This window comes from Pedococcus badiiscoriae, from assembly GCF_013408925.1.
Classification (GTDB): Bacteria; Actinomycetota; Actinomycetes; order Actinomycetales; family Dermatophilaceae; genus Pedococcus; species Pedococcus badiiscoriae.
The window spans coordinates 512,579-532,675 of sequence record NZ_JACCAB010000001.1; the positions used below are offsets into that span (position 1 = coordinate 512,579).

Annotated in this window: 15 protein-coding genes; 6 read left to right on the forward strand and 9 right to left on the reverse strand. The window is 70.7% G+C overall.

The window, feature by feature from the left end; all coding sequences use genetic code 11:
* The first annotated feature begins 23 nt into the window (after nucleotides 1-23).
* The gene (locus tag BJ986_RS02445; RefSeq protein ID WP_179420556.1) at nucleotides 24-1,208 is read left to right on the forward strand and encodes a PQQ-dependent sugar dehydrogenase; all 1,185 of its coding nucleotides are present in this window, start codon (nucleotides 24-26) and stop codon (nucleotides 1,206-1,208) included.
* A 29-nt stretch (nucleotides 1,209-1,237) separates the two neighbouring features.
* Here the strand turns inward: BJ986_RS02445 and gatB are convergent, their stop codons facing one another.
* The 3 genes from gatB to gatC all read right to left on the reverse strand — a co-directional run bounded on the left by gatB (nucleotide 1,238) and on the right by gatC (nucleotide 4,704).
* Nucleotides 1,238-2,773 carry an Asp-tRNA(Asn)/Glu-tRNA(Gln) amidotransferase subunit GatB gene (gatB, locus tag BJ986_RS02450; protein ID WP_179420557.1) on the reverse strand — a complete coding sequence of 512 codons (1,536 nt, stop codon included), beginning with the start codon at nucleotides 2,771-2,773 and terminating at the stop codon, nucleotides 1,238-1,240.
* A gap of 5 nt (nucleotides 2,774-2,778) precedes the next feature.
* A complete protein-coding gene (gatA, locus tag BJ986_RS02455; protein ID WP_179420558.1) occupies nucleotides 2,779-4,296 on the reverse strand; it encodes an Asp-tRNA(Asn)/Glu-tRNA(Gln) amidotransferase subunit GatA in 1,518 nt (505 codons plus the stop codon).
* A gap of 111 nt (nucleotides 4,297-4,407) precedes the next feature.
* Nucleotides 4,408-4,704 carry an Asp-tRNA(Asn)/Glu-tRNA(Gln) amidotransferase subunit GatC gene (gatC, locus tag BJ986_RS02460; RefSeq protein ID WP_179420559.1) on the reverse strand — a complete coding sequence of 99 codons (297 nt, stop codon included), beginning with the start codon at nucleotides 4,702-4,704 and terminating at the stop codon, nucleotides 4,408-4,410.
* A gap of 82 nt (nucleotides 4,705-4,786) precedes the next feature.
* Here gatC and mce point away from each other — a divergent pair, with 82 nt between their 5' ends.
* From mce to BJ986_RS02475, 3 genes are all read left to right on the forward strand, one after another.
* Nucleotides 4,787-5,227 carry a methylmalonyl-CoA epimerase gene (gene mce / locus BJ986_RS02465; protein ID WP_179420560.1) on the forward strand — a complete coding sequence of 147 codons (441 nt, stop codon included), beginning with the start codon at nucleotides 4,787-4,789 and terminating at the stop codon, nucleotides 5,225-5,227.
* Nucleotides 5,228-5,419: 192 nt separating this feature from the next.
* Nucleotides 5,420-6,760, forward strand: a complete 1,341-nt coding sequence (gene ccrA, locus BJ986_RS02470; RefSeq protein ID WP_179420561.1) for a crotonyl-CoA carboxylase/reductase — start codon at nucleotides 5,420-5,422, stop codon at nucleotides 6,758-6,760.
* A gap of 48 nt (nucleotides 6,761-6,808) precedes the next feature.
* Complete coding sequence (locus tag BJ986_RS02475; RefSeq protein WP_179420562.1) at nucleotides 6,809-8,161, forward strand: AI-2E family transporter; 1,353 nt, start codon at nucleotides 6,809-6,811, stop codon at nucleotides 8,159-8,161.
* 181 nt (nucleotides 8,162-8,342) lie between these two features.
* Here the strand turns inward: BJ986_RS02475 and BJ986_RS02480 are convergent, their stop codons facing one another.
* From BJ986_RS02480 to BJ986_RS02490, 3 genes are all read right to left on the reverse strand, one after another.
* Nucleotides 8,343-8,642 carry a hypothetical protein gene (locus BJ986_RS02480; protein WP_179420563.1) on the reverse strand — a complete coding sequence of 100 codons (300 nt, stop codon included), beginning with the start codon at nucleotides 8,640-8,642 and terminating at the stop codon, nucleotides 8,343-8,345.
* A gap of 37 nt (nucleotides 8,643-8,679) precedes the next feature.
* Entirely contained in the window at nucleotides 8,680-10,458 is a 1,779-nt protein-coding gene (locus BJ986_RS02485) for a 3-hydroxyacyl-CoA dehydrogenase family protein (RefSeq protein WP_179420564.1), read from the reverse strand.
* Nucleotides 10,459-10,540: 82 nt separating this feature from the next.
* A complete protein-coding gene (locus BJ986_RS02490) occupies nucleotides 10,541-10,945 on the reverse strand; it encodes a hypothetical protein (protein ID WP_179420565.1) in 405 nt (134 codons plus the stop codon).
* An 80-nt stretch (nucleotides 10,946-11,025) separates the two neighbouring features.
* On the opposite strand from BJ986_RS02490, the gene nucS reads away from it, so the two are divergent.
* Entirely contained in the window at nucleotides 11,026-11,721 is a 696-nt protein-coding gene (gene nucS / locus BJ986_RS02495) for an endonuclease NucS (RefSeq protein ID WP_179420566.1), read from the forward strand.
* A 14-nt stretch (nucleotides 11,722-11,735) separates the two neighbouring features.
* Here the strand turns inward: nucS and BJ986_RS02500 are convergent, their stop codons facing one another.
* Nucleotides 11,736-12,359 (reverse strand): histidine phosphatase family protein, encoded by a 624-nt coding sequence (locus BJ986_RS02500; RefSeq protein ID WP_179420567.1) that lies wholly within the window; start codon nucleotides 12,357-12,359, stop codon nucleotides 11,736-11,738.
* Between the two features lie 94 nt (nucleotides 12,360-12,453).
* On the opposite strand from BJ986_RS02500, the gene BJ986_RS02505 reads away from it, so the two are divergent.
* Nucleotides 12,454-13,656 (forward strand): amidohydrolase family protein, encoded by a 1,203-nt coding sequence (locus tag BJ986_RS02505; RefSeq protein ID WP_179420568.1) that lies wholly within the window; start codon nucleotides 12,454-12,456, stop codon nucleotides 13,654-13,656.
* A gap of 156 nt (nucleotides 13,657-13,812) precedes the next feature.
* Here the strand turns inward: BJ986_RS02505 and BJ986_RS02510 are convergent, their stop codons facing one another.
* The gene (locus BJ986_RS02510) at nucleotides 13,813-17,841 is read right to left on the reverse strand and encodes a S8 family serine peptidase (RefSeq protein WP_238338174.1); all 4,029 of its coding nucleotides are present in this window, start codon (nucleotides 17,839-17,841) and stop codon (nucleotides 13,813-13,815) included.
* 173 nt (nucleotides 17,842-18,014) lie between these two features.
* Nucleotides 18,015-20,033 (reverse strand): protein meaA, encoded by a 2,019-nt coding sequence (locus BJ986_RS02515; RefSeq protein ID WP_238338175.1) that lies wholly within the window; start codon nucleotides 20,031-20,033, stop codon nucleotides 18,015-18,017.
* Nucleotides 20,034-20,097: the final 64 nt, after the last annotated feature.

Consider the following 20,097-nt stretch of genomic DNA (forward strand, 5'->3'; position numbering starts at 1 on the left):
CGCGATGTCTCGCACAATGGGGTATGCCGCGTGCACGCTTGCGTCGATGGGGCACCCGCTCAGGGGCCGCCTGCACGGTTGCCCTGCTGGTGGTCAGCGGTTGCTCGGGTGCCGGTGGCCCGGGCGACGGCTCGACCAGCACGGTCACCCGCCCCATCTCGAGCGCCGCCGCGACCACGGCCAGCACCGCTCCCACCACGACGAGCGCGACGAGCACCACCAGGACGCCGTCGCCGGCGACGGTCCCGCCGACGGCGACCCTGGCGACCCACCTCGACGTCCCGTGGGCCGTGGCGTTCCTGCCCGACGGATCGGCCCTGGTCACGTTGCGCGACAAGGCCCAGCTGCTGCACGTCAGGCCGGGCCACGCGCCGACGGTGGTGGGCAGGATCGCCGGCGTGCAACCGCAGGGCGAGGGCGGCCTGCTGGGCGTCGCGGTGTCACCACGCTTTGCCATTGACCGGGCCGTGTTCGTCTACTTCACCAGCGCCGAGGACAACCGCGTCGTCAGGCTGACCTACGCGAACGAGACGGTGACCGGGCCGACCGTGGTGCTGCGCGGCATACCCAAGGCGGGTCACCACAACGGTGGGCGCCTGGCCTTCGGTCCTGACGGCTTCCTCTACGTCACCACCGGCGACGCGGGGAGCCCCCAGCGTGCGCAGGACAAGCTCGCGCTGGGCGGCAAGATCCTGCGGATCACAGCGGACGGCAGACCCGCGCCGGGCAACCCTTTCGGGGCCTCCCCCGTCTGGACGTACGGCCACCGCAATGTCCAGGGCATCGCCTGGGCTCCCGACGGACGGATGTTCGCGAGCGAGTTCGGGCAGGACACCTGGGACGAGCTCAACCTGATCCTGCCCGGGCACAACTACGGCTGGCCGGTCGTCGAGGGTAAGGGCGGTCGCCCCCGGTTCACCGACCCGCTGACCCAGTGGCCCACCTCCGAGGCGTCGCCGAGCGGGATCGCCGTCGCCGACGGAGCCGTGTGGATGTCGGCTCTGCGAGGTCAGTCGCTGTGGCGAATCCCGTTGGCTGCTCAGGGGATCGGCACTCCCCAACGACTGCTGCAGGGTCGGTACGGCAGGCTGCGCGACGCGGTGGCGGGTCCGGATGGCCGGCTGTGGGTGCTGACCAGCAACACCTTCCGGGGCTCCCCGCGCGCGGGCGACGACCGGCTGGTCGCGTTCAACCTCGCCACCCTGTAGCCCGTCGGCTCAGGTGCGAGCTTGGCGGCTCAGGTGAGCTTGGCGAGGATCAGCTCGCGGGCCTTGCCGGCGTCGGCCTGGCCACGCATCTCCTTCATCACCTGTCCGATGAGCGCACCGGCGGCCTGGACCTTGCCGTCGCGCACCTTCTGGGCCACGTCCGGATTGGCCGCGATGACCGTGTCGACGGCGGCCTCGAGAGCGCCGTCGTCCTGCACGAGCTCGAGCCCCCGCGCGTCGGCGACCTCGGTGGGCGTGCCCGCACCGTCGATGACACCGTCGAGGACCTGGCGGGCCATGGAGTCGTTGAGACGGCCGCCTCGGACCAGTCCGTCGAGCTCGGCGATGTGGGCAGGGGTGACGCCGAAGTCCTCGACGCCCTTGCCCTCGGCGTTCGCGCGACGCGCCAGCTCGCCGGTCCACCACTTGCGGGCGGCCGCAGGGGTCGCGCCCGCAGCCACCGTCTGCTCGATCAGCGCCACCGCACCGGCGTTCATCACGTCGCGCATCTCGAGATCGCTGTAGCCCCACTCCTGCTGGAGCCGCTTGCGGCGAAGGCCGGGCGCCTCGGGCAGGGTCCCCCGCAGCGCCTCGACCGTCTCGCGCGTCGGCGCGACGGGCACGAGGTCGGGCTCCGGGAAGTAGCGGTAGTCCTCGGCGTCGGACTTCTCGCGGCCACTCGTGGTGACCCCGGTGTCCTCGTGCCAGTGCCGCGTCTCCTGGATGATCCTCTCGCCCTTGTCGAGGACGGCCGCGTGCCGGGTGATCTCGTAACGCACGGCGCGCTCGACACTGCGCAGGGAGTTGACGTTCTTGGTCTCGGTCCGGGTGCCCAGCGGCACGTCGTCCTGGCTCTGCCCCTCGGTCGCCTTGGGGCGCAGCGAGACGTTGGCGTCGCAGCGCAGCGATCCCTGCTCCATCTTCACGTCGGAGACCCCGAGGGCGCGCAGCAGCTCGCGCAGCGCCCCGACGTAGGCCTTGGCCACCTCGGGCGCCCGCTTCCCCGCACCGGTGAGCGGCTTGGTGACGATCTCGATCAGGGGGATGCCGGCACGGTTGTAGTCGACCAGCGAGTGGTCGGCGCCGTGGATGCGTCCGGTGGCGCCGCCGATGTGCAGCGACTTCCCGGTGTCCTCCTCCATGTGGGCGCGCTCGATGTCCACCCTGAAGGTCGTCCCGTCCTCCAGCTCGACGTCGAGGTGCCCCTCGAAGGCGATCGGCTCGTCATACTGGCTCGTCTGGAAGTTCTTGGGCATGTCCGGGTAGAAGTAGTTCTTCCGGGCGAACCGGCACCAGGACGCGATCTCGCAGTTGAGTGCCAGGCCGATCCGGATGGCCGACTCGACCGCCTTCTCGTTGACGACCGGCAGCGCACCCGGCAGGCCGAGGCAGACCGGGCAGACCTGGGTGTTGGGTTCGGCACCGAACTCGGTCGCGCACCCGCAGAACATCTTGGTCGCGGTGTTGAGCTCGACGTGCACCTCGAGCCCCAGCACGGGGTCGTAGCGCTCGAGCGCCTCGTCGTAGTCGACGATCTCCTCGGCAGTCGCCACAGCGGTGTTCATCGTGGTCACGCTCCCTTCGCGGTCAGCTGGGGAGCCTTGGCCAGCAGCGAGCCGCCCCACCTGTCGACAAGCATCTTCTCCAGCGCGGCGCCCACGTTGTAGAGGCGCTCGTCCTTGGTCGCCGGGGCCAGGATCTGGATGCCCGTGGGCAGGCCGTCCTCGTCGGCGAGTCCACTGGGCAGCGACATGCCGGGCACCCCCGCGAGGTTGGCCGGGATGGTGGCGACGTCCTGCAGGTACATCGACATCGGGTCGTCGAGCTTGTCGCCGAGCCTGAAGGCCGTCGTGGGTGCGGTCGGGCTGACCAGCACGTCGACCTGGTCGAAGGCCGCCGAGAAGTCCTGGGCGATCAGGCGCCGCACCTTCTGTGCCTGCCCGTAGTAGGCGTCGTAGTAGCCGCTGGACAGGGCGTACGTGCCCAGGATGATCCGGCGCTTGACCTCGTCACCGAACCCGGCGTCGCGGGTGGCGGCCATGACCTGTTCCGCGCTGGGGTCCTCGATGCCCTCGGGCAGCACCCGCAGGCCGTACCGCATGCCGTCGAACTTCGCGAGGTTGGAGGACGCCTCGCTGGGCAGGATGAGGTAGTAGGCCGCGAGGGCGTAGTCGAAGCTCGGGCAGGACACCTCGACGACCTCGGCACCGGCCTCCTGGAGCAGGGCGACGGACTCGTCGAAGCGCGCGCGCACGCCGGCCTGGTAACCCTCGCCCCCGAGCTCCTTGATCACCCCGACCTTGAGCCCCGCGACGTCGGCACGGCGGGCAGCCTCGACGACCGCCGGCACCGGCGCGTCGATCGACGTGGAGTCCATCGGGTCGTGGCCGCCGATGACCGAGTGCAGCAGCGCTGCGTCGAGGACGGTGCGGGTGCAGGGACCGGCCTGGTCGAGGCTGGAGGCGAGCGCGACGAGGCCGTAGCGGGACACCCCGCCGTAGGTCGGCTTGACGCCGACCGTGCCGGTGACCGAGGCGGGCTGGCGGATCGAGCCTCCGGTGTCGGTGCCGATGGCCAGCGGTGCCTCGTATGCCGCGACGACGGCGGACGAGCCACCTCCCGAGCCACCGGGGATGCGGGTGAGGTCCCACGGGTTGTGGGTGGGGCCGAAGGCGGAGTGCTCGGTGGAGGAGCCCATCGCGAACTCGTCCATGTTGGTCTTGCCGAGGATCGGCATGCCTGCAGACTTCAGGCGGGCCACGACGGTGGCGTCATACGGCGGGATCCATCCCTGGAGGATCCTCGACCCGCAGGTCGTCGGCAGCCCCTGGGTGGCCATCACGTCCTTCACGGCGATGGGCACGCCGGCGAGGACGTGGAGCTCCTCGCCGGAGGCCCGCCGCTGGTCCACCGCGCGAGCCGCCTCGAGGGCTCCCTCGCCGTCCACGTGCAGATAGGCGTGCACCTCGGCGTCGACGGCCGCGATGCGGTCGAGGTGGGCCTGCACGACCTCGACGGAGCTGAGCTCCCGGGAGCCCAGCGCGTGCGCGAGCTCGGCGGCGCTGGAACGGGTGATGTCGGTGTTCACGGGTGGTGGTCCTTGGTCTGTCGCGGGTGGGACGTTGCCGGGCGGGTGGCGGCGTGCGCTGCGGGCCTCGTCAGGTGCGGGTGGCCGGGTGCTGCGGCCGGGGTGGGGCGCTCAGTCGGCGTCGAGGATGCGTGGCACCGAGAAGCGCTGCTGCTCCTGCTCCGGCGCCCCGGACAGGGCGGCCTCGACCCCGAGCGAGGGGCGGACCTCGTCCGGACGCGTGACGTTGGTCAGCGGCAGCGGGTGCGACATGGGCTCGATGTCATCGGCGGCGACTTCCTGGACCTTGGCGACGGACTCGAGGATGACGCCCAGCTCGCCGACCATCCGGTCGAGCTCGGCATCGGACAGGTCGATGCGGGCGAGGCCGGCGAGGTGCGCGACGTCGTCCCGGGACAGTGCGGACATGCCGGTCAGTCTAGGGGCGCGGTCCGGGGCGTGACGCATCGCTCATGTCGCGCCATACCCGGCTCGGCCTAGGCTGGCGAGCATGGATGCACTGCCCACCGAGCTCTTCACCGCCATCGACCACGTGGGGGTCGCGGTGCGCGACCTGGACGAGGCCATCGCCTTCTACCGCGACACCTACGGCATGACCCTCGCGCACCAGGAGGTCAACGAGGAGCAGGGCGTCCGCGAGGCGATGATGGCGGTCGGCGGCAGCGGGTCGCACATCCAGCTGCTGGCTCCCCTGTCCGCCGACTCGACGATCGCGAAGTTCCTCGACCGGTCGGGGCCGGGTGTCCAGCAGGTCGCCTACCGCGTGGAGGACGTGGAAGCCGTCTCCCAGGTGCTGCGAGATCGCGGCGTGCGGCTGCTGTACGACGAGCCCCGCCGCGGCACCTCCAACTCGAGGGTGAACTTCATCCACCCCAAGGACGCCGGCGGCATCCTGGTGGAGTTGGTCCAGCCCGCCCACGAGACCCACTGACGCCCGGACCCTGAGCCCCTGACGAGGGGACCCGCAGGGGCCCTGCGGTCGGCGCCGCCCGGGCCTCGCGCGGGTGAGCCACGTCACCGCGTGACAGGAGTCTCACTCGTCTGCCGTCCGGGCCTACGCGCCAGTAGTTTCGGCTCAAAGAAGCCGACGACCCGTGTCCAGCGAGCCGAGGAGCCACCACCGATGCAGGAAATCCGCGACGCCATCCTCTCCGGGGACCGCACCCCCCAGACGTATGCCGGTCTTTCCATCCCCGAGTCCTACCGCGCCGTGACGGTGCACAAGGACGAGGTGTCGATGTTCGAGGGGCTGGCCAGCCGGGACAAGGACCCCCGCAAGTCCCTGCACCTCGACGACGTCCCCGTCCCCGAGCTCGCTCCGGGTGAGGCGCTCGTCGCCGTGATGGCCAGCGCCATCAACTACAACACCGTGTGGACCTCGATCTTCGAGCCGGTCTCGACCTTCGGGTTCCTCGAGCGCTATGGGCGCACCTCGGAGTTCGCCAAGCGGCACGACCTGCCGTACCACGTGGTCGGCTCCGACCTCGCCGGCGTCGTGCTGAGGACCGGACCCGGCGTCACGAAGTGGACCCCCGGCCAGGAGGTCGTGGCGCACTGCCTGTCCGTCGAGCTCGAGGACGCCGACGGCCACAACGACACGATGATGGACCCGCAGCAGCGCATCTGGGGTTTCGAGACCAACTTCGGCGGTCTGGCCGAGCTCGCCATCGTCAAGTCCAACCAGCTGATGCCCAAGCCGGCCCACCTGTCCTGGGAAGAGGCCGCGTCGCCCGGTCTGGTGAACTCGACGGCATACCGCCAGCTGATCTCCAAGAACGGCGCGGCGATGAAGCTCGGCGACCGGGTGCTGATCTGGGGTGCCTCCGGTGGCCTCGGGTCCTACGCCACGCAGATGGCGCTGTCCGGCGGCGCCACCCCGATCTGCGTCGTCTCCTCGCCGGAGAAGGCCCAGCTCTGCCGCGACATGGGTGCCGAGCTGATCATCGACCGCAGCGCCGAGGGCTACCGCTTCTGGAACGAGGAGAACACCGAGCAGAACCCTCGGGAGTGGCAGCGGCTCGGCAAGAAGATCCGCGAGCTCACCGGTGGGTACGACGTGGACATCGTCTTCGAGCACCCGGGCCGGGAGACCTTCGGGGCCAGCGTCTATGTGGCTCGCAAGGGCGGGACCATCGTCACCTGCGCATCGACCTCGGGGTACATGCACGAGTACGACAACCGCTACCTGTGGATGAACCTCAAGCGGATCATCTCGAGCCACTTCGCCAACTACCGCGAGGCATGGGAGGCCAACGAGCTCATCAACCGTGGCCTCATCCACCCCACCCTGTCCAAGACGTACGCCATGGACGAGGTCGGCCAGGCCGCCCTCGATGTCCATCGCAACGCCCACCAGGGCAAGGTCGGGGTGCTCACCCTCGCTCCTGAGGCCGGACTCGGCGTGACGAACCCCGAGATGCGCGCGTCCCTGCTGCCGCAGATCGAGCGGTTCCGCAACGCCTGACCTGCCTGGGTCGTCCGTTCCGCAGGTCCCGTGCCTTAGGGTCAGGGCATGTCCGTGCTGACGCGATGGCGCGAGTTCCAGCGAAGCCAACGCGAAGCCCTGCGCGAGAGCAACCTGCGCCACCCCGGCGGGGTGGACGGCGAGAACGGCGCGGACGGCGCGAGCACGACCGTGGTCCCCGAACCGCTGGGCGGCCTGCTGCCCGATGGCAGCGTGCCCACTGCGCCTTCCTCGGGGTCAGCACAGACCGAGGACGAGCAGGAGGCGCGGGAGGTGAGGGAGGCGCAGGACGCCCAGGACGCGCAGGCGAAGGAGGCGCAGGAGGCCACCGATGCGTTGCCGTACGGCCGCGCCGGTCGACCACTGAACCGCCAGTCCCCCTTCTACCTGGGATTCGTGGGCGCACTCGGAGTGCTCGCAGCCGTCCTGCTGTGGCAGACCCTCGGCCGGCTCACCACGGTCCTGACCTTGATCGTGGTCTCCTTCTTCCTCACGCTCGCCCTGAACCCGCTCGTCGAGTTCTTCACCCGCCGTCGCCTGACCAGGCCCTGGGCCGTCACAGTCGTCTTCTTCGGGCTGGTCGGGGTGTTCACCCTGTTGGGTCTGCTCGTCGTGCCACCGGTGGTGACGCAGGGCTCTGCCCTGATCAAGCAAGCCCCTGACTGGGTGAACACGGTGCTCAGCAGCTCGTTCGTCCGCAACCTCGACCAGCACTACGGCGTGGTCACCAAGATCCAGGGCGAGTTCAACAAGAAGCTGACGGACAGCAGCTTCATCTCCCAGGTCTTCGGCGGCGTCCTGGGAGTCGGCGCCGCGGTGATCGGCGGCATCTTCCAGGCCTTCACCGTCCTGATCCTCACGCTGTTCCTGCTGGCCTCCTTCCCGCGCGTCAAGGAGGCGGCCTTCCAGATCGTGCCGGCCTCACGACGCGTCCGGGTGGTCTCCCTGTCCGAGGAGATCATGCGGCGCACCGGTTCGTACGCGATCGGTCAGGTCGCGGTGGCCACTGTCAACGCGTTCTGCTCGTGGATCATGATGTCCATCGTCGGCATCCAGTACGCGGCCGTGCTCGCTGTCGCCGTCGGCTTCCTCGGCCTCATCCCCATGGTGGGAGCCACCAGCGGCGCGACCTTGGTCTGTCTCGTGGCGGTCTTCGACGAGCCCCGCAAGGCCGTCATCGCCGCGGTGTACTACATCGTGTACCAGCAGGTCGAGAACTACGTCGTCATGCCACGGATCATGGCCCACACGGTGTCGGTACCGGGTGCGGTCACCGTGGTCGCGGCGCTCGCCGGGGGCACCCTGCTCGGCGTGCTGGGCGCCCTGCTCGCGATCCCCGTCGCCGCGGGCCTGCTGCTGCTCTACGAAGAGGTCCTCCTGCCCCGCCAGCGTCACCACTGACCTCCCCGAGCCACCCGAACCACGCGAGCCAAGGTCTGTGCACAGACCTGCGTCCTAGTGACCCGTGAGCGGGTCTCGGCGCAGACGTGCAAAGTTCTGTGCACAGACCTGCGCTCAGTGGGTGGAGGTGTGGGGGGTGCGGTGTGGGGGTGCGGTGTGGGGGTGCGGGGCGTGGCGCCTGTCAGCGCGTCGAACCCCGGGTATGCCGGCGGTCGCGCGCCTCCCAGCACGGGGTGTGCCAGTGCCGCCGGTCGTCGAGGCCACCCATGCCGTCCGCGGGCCACACCACCACGTGCGGCGTGCCCAGCGGGATGTTCTGCTGGCAGCCCGGGCAGAGGTAGGCGCGGCTCGCACCGCTGCCGCTGACGCGGCGCACGAACCACTCGCCCCCGGCATACGCCTGCCGTTGCGCGGCGCCCCCGACCGCCCGGTCGAGGTTCAGCGGGGCGTCGTCACGGCGACGCCGGTTGGCGCGGGGCATGCGTCCAGTCTCCCAGAGGCCGCTGGCCCCCCGAGCCTCAGGCGTAGGTGCGGAACCCGCGGCCCGTCTTGCGGCCGAGGTAGCCCGCCGTGACCAGGTGCTCGAGCAGCGGGGCAGGGGCGAAGCCCGGCTCGCGGAACTCGAGGTAGAGCTCGCGCTGGATCGCCAGGGACACGTCGAGCCCGACGACGTCGAGCAGCTCGAACGGACCCATCGGAAGCCCGCAACCGGTCTTCATCGCGGTGTCGATGTCGTCCGCCGTCGCGTAGTTGGCGCTGAGCATGCGCACGGCGTCGTTGAGGTAGGGGAACAGCAGCGCGTTGACGATGAACCCGGACCGGTCGCCGCAGGTGACCGCGTGCTTGCCGACCTTGGCGCAGAGGTCCTGCACGGTCGCCACGACGTCCGCGGCCGTCGAGACGGTGTGGACGACCTCGACGAGCTTCATGACCTGGGCGGGGTTGAAGAAGTGCATCCCGATGACGTCCTGCGGTCGCGAGGTGGCGGCGGCGCAGTCGACGACGGGCAGGGATGACGTCGTGGTGGCCAGGATCGCCCCCGGGCGGCAGATCTCGTCGAGGTTCTCGAACAGGGCCTTCTTCACGGCCAGGTCCTCCACGACGGCCTCGACGACGAGGTCTGCGGTGGCCAGGTCGTCCAGCGAGGTGGTCCCGGTGAGGTGCGAGAGCGCCGCGGCGCGGTCCTCCTCGCTGAGCTTGCCGCGCTGGACGGCCTTCTCGAGCGACTTGGTGATGGCAGCCGTCACCGCGTCGACCTTGGGCTGGCTGCGGGTGACGTAGACGACGTCGTAGCCGGCCTTGGCGAAGACCTCGATGATGCCCGTCGCCATCGTCCCGGACCCGACCACCCCGACCGTGCGCACCTGGCGCAGCGCAGCCGTGGACCCGCCGTCCGACGACGGCGTGAGGGCGTCGTCGACGACCTGGCTGCTGCCGGGTTCGGCGTAGGTGTAGAACCCGCGCCCGCTCTTGCGGCCCTTGAGCCCGGCGCTGACCATCTGCTTGATGACGGGGCTCGGGGCGTGCAGGCGGTCGCGGCCCTGCTTGTACATCGTGTCGAGGATCTCGTAGGCGGTGTCGAGCCCGATCAGGTCCATCAGCGCGAGGGGGCCCATGGGGTACCCGCAGCCGAGCCTCATGGCGGCGTCGATGTCCTCGCGGCTGGCGTAGCGCGACTCGAACATGGAGACGGCGTGGTTGAGGTAGCCGAAGAGCAGCGCGTTGGCGATGAACCCGGCCTTGTCCCCCACGATGACCGGCTGCTTCCCGAGCCGGATGGCGAGCGCCTTGACGTCCTCGAAGACCTCGTCCTCGGTGACCACGGTGCGGATCACCTCGACGAACTGCAGCACGGGTGCGGGGTTGAAGAAGTGCATCCCGACGACGCGCTTGGGGTTGCCGGTGGCCACCGCGATCTCGGTGACCGACAGCGACGACGTGTTGGTCGCCAAGACGGCCTCCGGTCCCACGATCGTGTCGAGCTTGCCGAAGAGCTCCTTCTTGAGCTCCAGCTGCTCCGGCACCGCCTCGACGACGAGCTGGCACTCGGCGAGGTCGTCGAGGCTCGCGGTGAACTGCACCCGGGAGTGCAGCGCCGCCTGGTCCTGCTCGCTCAGCTTGCCGCGACTGACGGCCCGGCCGGTCGAGTGCTCGAGGACCCCGCGTCCCCGCTCGACCGCCGCCTCGTCGACCTCGACCGCGACGACGTCGATGCCGTTGCGGGCGAACACCTCGACGATGCCCGCACCCATGGTGCCGAGACCAATTACTCCGACCTTGCTGAACTCACGAGCCATGCCGCGAGTCTGGCAGAGGAGGTATGCCGGGTGGGGCCCCGGGCAGCGTGACGGTCACCACCCTGCGCTCACCGACGAGCACTCACCAGTCGTGGCCGGCACCGATGAGGGCGGACTCCATGTGGAACCGCTGTTCGCGGGACAGCCCTCGGATCGCCGTGGGGACCGCGATGTCGACCGCCTTGCAGTAGTCCCGCAGGGCGTGGTCGTAGGCCAGGCGCGCGGCCATCAGCCGCTCGGCCTGGCGGGGCTGGTTACCCTCCTCGACCCGGCGGATGTGGGCGGCGAGGCGGCTGAGCTCGAGGGCCAGCAGGACGGGCGGGATGGGCTCCACCGGGGGACGGCGCGAGTCGCGCCACAGCTGCGCCCTCGCGACGGTGGGCTCGAGCAGCCGGGGTGGCCGACCCGTGCTGAGCCACCGCACCCCGCTGACGAGGGTGCCCATCACGAAGGCGAGGCCGGCAACATTGCCAAGGACGTACGGCATACCACCTCATCTCCGTCCTTCGAGTGTGCGCTCCGCACCCCGGCACGCGCAACGGCTCACGGGCCGTAGAGTGACCCCTCGTGCGGCTGGTCATTGCGAAGTGCTCCGTGGACTACGACGGTCGGCTGTCGGCCCACCTGCCTCTGGCGACGAGGCTGCTGCTGGTCAAGGCCGACGGTTCGGTCCTCGTCCACAGCGACGGCGGCTCCTACAAGCCGCTCAACTGGATGTCCCCGCCCTGCGCGATGGCGGAGGTCGAGCCCGAGGCCCACGAGGCCGCCGCCGGGGTCACCGCGGTGTGGCAGGTGCAGCACGCCAAGTCCGAGGACCGGCTGCGCGTGCTCATCCACGACGTCCTGCATGACTCCGCGCACGACCTCGGGGTCGACCCCGGGCTGATCAAGGACGGCGTCGAGGCCCACCTGCAGAAGCTCCTGGCCGAGCACATCCACACGCTCGGTGATGGCTACAGCCTGGTGCGCCGTGAGTACATGACCGCCATCGGCCCGGTCGACATCCTGTGCAGGGACGCCGAGGGCGCGTCGGTGGCCGTCGAGATCAAGCGGCGGGGTGACATCGACGGGGTCGAGCAGCTGACCCGCTATCTCGAGCTGATGAACCGCGACCCGCACCTGTCCCCGGTGACGGGGGTCTTCGCCGCGCAGGAGATCAAGCCCCAGGCCCGCACCCTGGCGACCGACCGTGGGATCCGTTGCGTGACGCTCGACTACGACGCCCTCAAAGGCATCGACAACAGCGAGCACCGCTTGTTCTAGCCGGGGCACTGGGGCTAGACGACTGCCCGGTCGCTCGACCCCGGCCAGCTCCGCATGGTGAAGCCGTCCCCGTCCACGGACACCTCCGCCACCGCGCAGTTGGGCAGGAACCTGCCTGCGGTCGGGTCGTCGCGAACGGTGCCCGTGATGCGGGGCAGCACGAACGACATGACACCGCCGTGCGAGAAGACGAGCACGGTCTCCCCCCGGAACTGGTCGGCGATCGACAGGAGCGCCTCGCGGTAGCGGGCGATGACCTCCTCCCCCGTCTCTCCCCCGGGAATGAACCGTCCCAGGTCACCGTGCATCCAGGCCTTGACCACCGACGCGAGCTCCGGGTCGTCGTGCGGCCGGCCCGCGAGGGCCCCCACCGAGAACTCCTCGAGGCCCGGGACGACCCGCGTGTCGACGCCGAGCACGCGCGCCGCGACCGCACCCGACTCCACGGCTCGGGCGAGGCTGCTCGTGTGGACGCGGGCGATCCTGCGGGTGGCCAGCGAGGCCGCCAGCGACTCGGCCTGCGCGATCCCCTTCTCGGACAGCCACCCGCCCTCGTCGGTGAGCACCGACGAGTGGCCGTACTCCGCATCGCCATGGCGCGCGATGAGCAGGGTCGCGGCGCAGTGCAGGTCGCTCATGCCCTCGAGCGTATGGGGCGTCGAGCCCGGATCCGGGCAGGGACTCGGATCGAGTTGATCGACCCGGACCCACGTCACGGTCCATCATCCTCAGGTGACCCCCTCGACCCCGAGCACCGCCCGCGTCCTGCTCACCGGAGCCGTGGTCCTGCCGGACCGCGTCGTCGCCGACGGCGCCGTGGCCGTCACCGGTGACACGATCACGTATGCCGGTGAGCGCAGCTCGCTGCCCCCGGAGTGGCTTGGCGTCCCCCCGCCCGAGGCTTGGCGTCCCGGGCTGACCCTGCTCCCGGGACTGGTCGACATCCACTGCCACGGCGGCAACGGGGGCGAGTTCGGTCCCGACGTCGAGAGCGGGCGCAGGGCCGTCGCACACCACCACCGGCACGGGTCGACGACCGTCATCGGGTCCCTCGTCTCCGCTCCCGCGGGCACCCTGCTCGACGGCGCCAGGGCCCTGGGGCGGCTGGTCCGGACGGGTGAGCTGGCCGGCATACACGTCGAAGGGCCCTTCCTGTCCACGGCCCGGTGCGGTGCCCAGGACCCCGCATCCCTCGTCGACGCTGACGTGGCCCTCGTCGAGGCGCTCGCTGCGGCCGGTGGCGACGGTGCCCTGGCCCACATGACGTGGGCGCCCGAGCGCACCGGCGGGGGCGCTGTCCCCGCGGCACTCGCAGCCGTCGGAGCGCTCGGCTCTGTCGGACACACCGACGCCGACTACGCCACGGCGACGCGAGCGCTGGAGTCCGCGGCACGACCCGGTGTCCGAGGTGGCCTGCCGCTGGTGACCCATCTCTTCAACGGCATGCCGCCGCTCCTGTCGCGGGCACCCGGGCCGGTGGGCGCCTGTCTCGCGGCGGCCGCACGTGGCGAAGCCGTGGTGGAGCTGATCGGGGACGGAGTGCACCTCGACGCGGGCACGGTGCGGATGGTCTTCGACGCCGTGGGGCCCGGCCACATCGCCCTGGTCAGCGACGCCACGGCTGCGAGCGGGCTGGCGGAAGGGGCCCACTCGCTCGGCGGTCGCGGCGTCACCGTCCGGGACGGCGCGGCCCGCTTGACCGGAACCGACACCCTCGCCGGTGGGTTGAGCACCCTGATGGACCAGGTGCGCTGGCTGGTCCACGACCTGCGGATCCCTCTCGCCGACGCCGTGCGGGCGGGCGCGACGACGCCGACGCGCGCGCTGGCGCTGCCCGATGTGGGTGCGCTGACTGAGGGGTCGCGGGCCGACGTGGTCGCGGTCGACGACGGGCTGACGGTGCACCGGGTGCTGCGCGGCGGGTCGTGGCTCTGATCCACGCGTGTCGCCGGACGGCTCCGGGCCTTGGCGGGCGCCCATGGCCCTGCCAGACGGCTCTGGGCCCCCGCCAGACAGCTCTGGGCCCCCGCAGAAAGCTGTGGGCCCCTGCCAGACGGCAGGGGCCCAGAGCTCAGTCGTGGTGGGGCCGCGTCAGCGGACGACCACCGAGACCGTGGCGGACCTCGAGGGGTTGTAGATCCCCGAGCCGTTGTAGGTCGCCGTCAGGTAGTGCCTGCCGCGGGCCAGGACCGGTGCGACGAGCACCGCCCTGCCCCGGCTCACGGTGACCGTCCCCAGCACCCGGGTGCCGTCCCGGAAGGTGACCGTCCCGGTCGCGGAGGACGGGGTGGGCAAGGACGTCAGCGTCGGCCGGTAGCCGTAGCGGAAGTCACGGCTGCTCGAGCCGAGCGTCACCTTGCTGACCAGGCCGTTGACCGTGACCTTCACCGCGGCCGACGTGCTGGCGTTGGTGTTCGCGTCGCCGTTGTAGGTCGCCGTCATGGAGTGCACGCCGCGAGTCTGCCCCGTGGCGGTCCACACCGCCTTGCCACCGCTGACCGCCACCGTCCGGACGACCTTGCCGCCGTCCTTGAAGGACACCGTGCCGGTCGCCGTCGCCGGCGTGACCGTCGCCGTGAAGACCGGCTTGCCACCGTAGGTGTACGACGTCGAGCTCGAGGTGAGCTTGGTCGACGACGCGGCCTTGACGGACACGACCTGTGCGCGCGACCCGTCGGTGTTGAGGTGGTGGATGAGGAGCAGGCCCTGGGGCTTGTCCGAGGCGTACGACGCGTCGTCGCGGCGGACGTCCAGGGTGTCCCCGGGCGTGTCGGGGTTGAGCAACGTGTAGCCGTCGCCGAAGGCAGCCAGTGCGGGCGAAGCCACGCTGAGCGTCATCGGAGCGGCAGCCGAGCCGATGGAGTCGACCATGCCGGCCTCTGCCGTGCCGGACTCGACCCAGTACTTGATCTTGGGCGTGGCGCCCGAGATCAGGCCCGCCTCCTTCAGCGCACCCACCGACACCGGCATGGCCATTGAGTCGCTGTTGAAGAGGTTGGTGTCGAACGAGCCATCGGCCCAGTTGACGGACTCGGGGCCGTAGTTGTCGGACGACTCGAAGATCGAGTGTCCCCTCTTCGCACCGGTACGGAGGTCGACGATGTCCACGACGAAGTAGTCGTAGTCGTCTGTGGTGGTCACCCTGGTGTTGTAAGCCACGGCCTCCGGGCCCGGGGTCGCCGGGTTGGTGTCGAGATACACGTCGAACTCGGTGTAGGACGCCGGAGTACGCCAAGGGCCATAGCTGCTGATCCCGAAGGAGATCAGCCGGGGATCGTTCGTCGGATCGACCTGCGCCGGGTCGAACATCGGGTAGTCCGACCCCGTGCCGACGTAACGCAGGTCGGCGGAACGGTCGTCGGGCAGGGCGATGCAGTCGACGACCAGCGTCCGGGAGCAGCTCGGGATCTTCGGGCTGGTGCCCTGCAGCTGGAACGTCGACACCGTCGACTCGTAGCCAGCCGCGCCGCCCTGCTCCACGCCCTGGCCACCGAGGCCCAGAGGGCCGGTCTTGACCGGACCCGAACCCGTCACCGTGCTCTGGGCCGCAGCCGCCATGGCCGAGGCCGGGCGGGGAGCGGACCAGACCGGCACGCGAAGTGCCGAGCCCGGCGTGGTGCCGGCCGGCGTCAGGACCATCCGGCCGCTGGCGTCGGCGCGGTAGCTCCGCTCGAAGCCCAGACCCAACGGGTCGCTGGCGGTGGTCGGGTCCTTGACCGCCGTCAGCGCCGAACGCGTGATGGTCGCCGTGACCTTGACGTCCACCGAGCCGCCGGCCGGGACGTTGACCTGGCTGGGGCTGAACGAGTACGTCACCCCCGGGGACGGGTGGGCCGCCTGGTAGCCGATCGTGTAGGACGCGCCTCCGGTGGGGCGCTTGTTGACCACGTGCACGGTCTTGGACAGCGTCGTGGTCGCCGCCGTGACGGCAACCGGACCGAAGGAGACGCTGACGGCACCGGGGGTGTCCTTCACGTACGCCAGGGTCGTGGTGTCGACGGCCGCATCGGCCTTGACGCGGCCGGAGCCGACCCGCTCGGGCCCGTAGACGGCGCCCGTGTGGTTGGGGCCGACGTAGACGTCCTGGGTCGCCGTGTTCATGATGGCGGCCTTGACCTCCTCGGAGGTCCAGGTCGAGTGGGCGCCACGGACGAGGGCCGCCTCACCGGCCACGTGCGGTGAAGCCATCGACGTGCCGCTCTCGGCGATGCCCTCGTTGCCCGTGCCGACGGCGACGGAGAACGTGGTCACACCGGGGGCTGCGACGTCCGGCTTGACGTTGCCGGCGATGCCCACGCCCCGCGAGGAGAAGCCCGCGAGCTGGTCGATCGCGCCCGTGTTGCTGATCGTCACGCTGTTGCGCAGCGCGTTCGTCATCGTGACCTGGACCGGGGTGCCGGCGTCGAGCTGAGCCTTGATGGCGACCGTGCCCTGGTTGACGACGAGCATCGCGGGGATGATCGCGTCGCCAGTCACGCCGGCGGAGAACGAGTTCACGTCGCTTCCGAAGATGGCGCCGGCTGCACCCGCGAGCCTGGCGTTCTTGGAACGAGCGACCGAGCCGCAGCGACGACCGGTGCCGTCGAACCAGCGGGTCATGACGATCTTGCCCGCGACCTTGGCCGCGTCCGCGACCGAGAACGGCGAGCACCCGTCGGTGTTGTTGGTGGCCGACGCATCGGAGCTCCAGTCACCGAGGGTGACCACGTCGGTGTTCGTCAGGCCGGGCTGGGTGGCCCAGTCGTAGGCCACCGACTTCAGTGCCCCGAAGACGTTGTCCTGGGTGCCGTCGACGGTGTCGGCCGGCTCGATGCCAGTGGGGGCGTCGACCTTGAGGCCGTCGACCACCGAGTCGCGGTCGTCGGACGCAGCCACACCGAGCACGCGCGTGGCGTTGCCGGGCGAGCCACCGACCTCGTAGACGTCGCCGCTGTTGCCGATCGAGGCCACGACGACGGTGCCCAGGGCGGCGAGGTTGTTGGACGCGACCGCGTCCGGGTCGTCCGGGGACCCATAGCTGGAGCCCAGCGACATGTTGACCACGTCGAGGCGGTCGGACAGGTCACCGTCACCGTTGGGGTCGGCGGCCCAGTCGAGCGCCTGACCGACGGCATTGGTGTCACCCTTGCAGCCGAAGACCTTGAGGGCATACAGCGAGGCGCCGGGCGCGACCCCCGGACCGATGGCCATGGTGGCGGGGTCGATGTCCGTGGCGTAGCCACCGGTGTACGTCGCCCCGGCCTTGGTCACGCCGAAGCCGGCGGCCGTGCCGCTGACGTGGGAGCCGTGGCCCTCGCAGTCGAGCGGGTTGGCGTCGGGAAGAGGCGTGGCGTGCGCGGGGTCGCTGGGATTGTAGGCGTCGCCCACGAAGTCGTAGCCGCCGACCACCTTGGCGGTGGGCGTGAAGGTGTTGGAGGCCTTGGCCGTCGCGTATGCCGCGCCCGTGCCGGGGCCGCCGAAGTCGGCGTGGGTGTAGTCGATGCCCGTGTCGATGACGCCGATCCGGACGCCCTGGCCGGTCTGGCCGCGACCCTTCCAGACGGCGGGGGCTCCGATGAGCGGGACCGACGACGAGTTGGAGATGGACTTGGGCGTGAGGCGGTGGACCGCCTTCACGCCGGGCAGGGCCGCGAGCGCCTGGAGCTTGCTCGCATCGGTGCGCACGGCGATTCCCGAGTACAGCGCGTGGGCGCGGTAGAGCGTCCGTGCCCTGGTGTCGGAGTCAGCGAAACGCGCCTCCACCGACGCCTGGGTGCGCTTGATGGTCGCCGTCTGGGCGCGGCCCGCGAGCTTGGCTGCGGAGGCGCCACGCGAACGAGCCTGAGCAAAGGCCGTCGAGGCCGGCGCAGGGTCGAGCTCGATCATGACGTCGACGGGGCCCTTGGCGCCCGCGAGCGAGCTGTCGACCTTCTCGCCGGTGGACCGCCGGGTGCCCAGGAGGAGAGATCCCGCCGTCGTGAGCCCCTTGGTGGCCTTCATCGCGTGGCCCCGGTGCTTGACCGGGACGGGGTGCGTGCCCGCCGTGGCCGGCGCAGCGCTGAGAGCTGCAGCCGCCACTATCGACAGCGCGCTGACCCCGACTGCGGCCGTGTAGCGGCGGCGCCGCCCCTGAGATTCCATCGACACGTGGTCTCCTCCGCGCGCGGAACACACCATTCACCCCGGTCCCCCGAGACGGGTGGGAGGACCCACGCCCCCCACTGGCTCACCGCGCCGTGCCTGAAATTAGGCCATCGCGCCGCAGACTGGAGCAGAATCGCCGAGACTCGACCAAAGATTTACGTTGCGCGCCCTCATCCACGTGACGAAGCGGCCGTGGTCTGCAGACCGCGCGCGCTCCGGATGATCTCCACGAACTGCCCCATGATGTCGTTGAGCCCGAAGTCCTTCGGAGTGAAGACCGCGGCCACCCCCTGGGCGCGCAACGCCCGGGCGTCGCTGTCCGGGATGATCCCGCCGACGATCACCGGCACCTCACCGGCGCCGGCCGCCCGCAGACCCGCGAGGATCTCCGGCACCAGCTCCATGTGCGAGCCGGAGAGGATCGAGATGCCGACGAGGTGCACGTCCTCCGCCACGGCGGCCGCCACGATCTGGTCCGGCGTCAGCCGGATCCCCTGGTAGACGACCTCGAAACCGGCGTCGCGCGCCCGGACGGCGACCTGTTCCGCGCCGTTGCTGTGCCCGTCGAGACCCGGCTTGGCCACGAGGACCCGCAGCCGCTCCCCCAGCTCGTCACCGGTGCGGCGGACCTCCTCGCGGACCGCCTTCAGCTCGTCGCTGCCACCGCCGGACACCCCGACCGAGCCCGACACCCCGGTGGGCGCCCGGAACTCGCCGAACACCTCCCGCAGCGCCTGCGCCCACTCCCCCGTGGTCACCCCCGCCCGGGCGGCCTCGAGCGAGGCCTCCATGAGGTTGGCACCACTGCGGGCGTCCGCCTCGAGGGCGGTGAGGGCGGCGGCGGCGCGGTCGCGGCTGCGGGGGTCGGCGTCACGTCGCTCGCGCCACTCCCGGACGGCTGCGGCGGCCTTGGCCTCGACGTCGTGGTCGACCGTCTGGATCGCGGCATCCAGGTCCGCGGTCAGCGGGTTGGGTTCGGTCGTCTGGAAGCGGTTCACGCCCACGACCACGTCCTCGCCGGCCTCGATCCGCTGACGACGCAGCGAGTGCGACGCCACCAGGGCCGACTTCATGTAGCCGCTCTCGACCGCCGGGACGGCCCCGCCCATCTCCTGCACCCGGGCGATCTCCGCCTTGGCGCCGGCCACGAGCTCGGCCACCTTGGCCTCCACGACGACGGATCCGGTGAAGAGGTCCTCGTACTCGAGCAGGTCGGACTCGAACGCCAGCACCTGCTGCATCCGCAGCGACCACTGCTGGTCCCACGGTCGTGGCAGGCCCAGCGCCTCGTTCCAGGCGGGAAGCTGCACGGCCCGGGCGCGGGCGTCCTTCGAGAGGGTCACCGCGAGCATCTCCAGCACGATCCGCTGGACGTTGTTCTCGGGCTGCGCCTCGGTCAGCCCGAGCGAGTTCACCTGGACGCCGTAGCGGAACCGTCGCTGCTTGGCGTCGCTCACGCCATAGCGCTCGGCGGTCAGCTCGTCCCAGAGCTGGACGAAGGCGCGCATCTTGCACATCTCCTCGACGAACCGCACCCCGGCATTGACGAAGAACGAGATCCGGGCGACGACCTCGCCGAACCGCTCCGGCGGCACCTGGCCGGAGTCACGGACGGCGTCGAGCACCGCGATGGCCGTGCACAGGGAGTAGGCGATCTCCTGCACCGGGGTCGCCCCGGCTTCCTGCAGGTGGTAGCTGCAGATGTTGGTGGGGTTCCACTTGGGGATGTCCGAGACCGTGTAGGCCACCATGTCGGTGATCAGCCGCAACGAGGGACCGGGCGCGAAGACGTAGGTCCCGCGGGACAGGTACTCCTTGATGATGTCGTTCTGCGTGGTGCCGGCCAGTGCCCGGACCGCGGCCTGGGGGTCGGCGCCGGCCGCCTCCGCCTGCTCCTGCGCCACGACCTGGTACATCGCCAGCAACCACATGGCGGTGGCGTTGATGGTCATCGAGGTGTTCATCTGGTCGAGCGGGATCTGGTCGAAGAGCGCCCGCATGTCACCGATGTGCGAGATCGGCACACCCACCTTGCCGACCTCTCCGCGCGCGAGTGGGTGGTCGGGGTCGTAACCGGTCTGGGTGGGCAGGTCGAAGGCCACCGAGAGGCCCGTCTGGCCCTTGGCGAGGTTGCGGCGGTAGAGCTCGTTGCTGGCGGCGGCACTGGAGTGACCGGCATACGTGCGCATCACCCAGGGGCGGTCACGCTCCGGACGGGACGGCTCTGACACATCGGTGACCATAGGGGCGAAG

Coding starts and splice junctions, on each gene's coding strand:
- BJ986_RS02445 (WP_179420556.1), top strand. CDS start 24: ATGCCGCGTGCACGCTTGCGTCGATGGGGCACCCGCTCAGGGGCCGCC.
- gatB (WP_179420557.1), bottom strand. CDS start 2,773: ATGAACACCGCTGTGGCGACTGCCGAGGAGATCGTCGACTACGACGAG.
- gatC (WP_179420559.1), bottom strand. CDS start 4,704: ATGTCCGCACTGTCCCGGGACGACGTCGCGCACCTCGCCGGCCTCGCC.
- mce (WP_179420560.1), top strand. CDS start 4,787: ATGGATGCACTGCCCACCGAGCTCTTCACCGCCATCGACCACGTGGGG.
- ccrA (WP_179420561.1), top strand. CDS start 5,420: ATGCAGGAAATCCGCGACGCCATCCTCTCCGGGGACCGCACCCCCCAG.
- BJ986_RS02475 (WP_179420562.1), top strand. CDS start 6,809: ATGTCCGTGCTGACGCGATGGCGCGAGTTCCAGCGAAGCCAACGCGAA.
- BJ986_RS02480 (WP_179420563.1), bottom strand. CDS start 8,642: ATGCCCCGCGCCAACCGGCGTCGCCGTGACGACGCCCCGCTGAACCTC.
- BJ986_RS02485 (WP_179420564.1), bottom strand. CDS start 10,458: ATGGCTCGTGAGTTCAGCAAGGTCGGAGTAATTGGTCTCGGCACCATG.
- BJ986_RS02490 (WP_179420565.1), bottom strand. CDS start 10,945: ATGCCGTACGTCCTTGGCAATGTTGCCGGCCTCGCCTTCGTGATGGGC.
- BJ986_RS02500 (WP_179420567.1), bottom strand. CDS start 12,359: ATGAGCGACCTGCACTGCGCCGCGACCCTGCTCATCGCGCGCCATGGC.
- BJ986_RS02510 (WP_238338174.1), bottom strand. CDS start 17,841: ATGGAATCTCAGGGGCGGCGCCGCCGCTACACGGCCGCAGTCGGGGTC.
- BJ986_RS02515 (WP_238338175.1), bottom strand. CDS start 20,033: ATGCGCACGTATGCCGGTCACTCCAGTGCCGCCGCCAGCAACGAGCTC.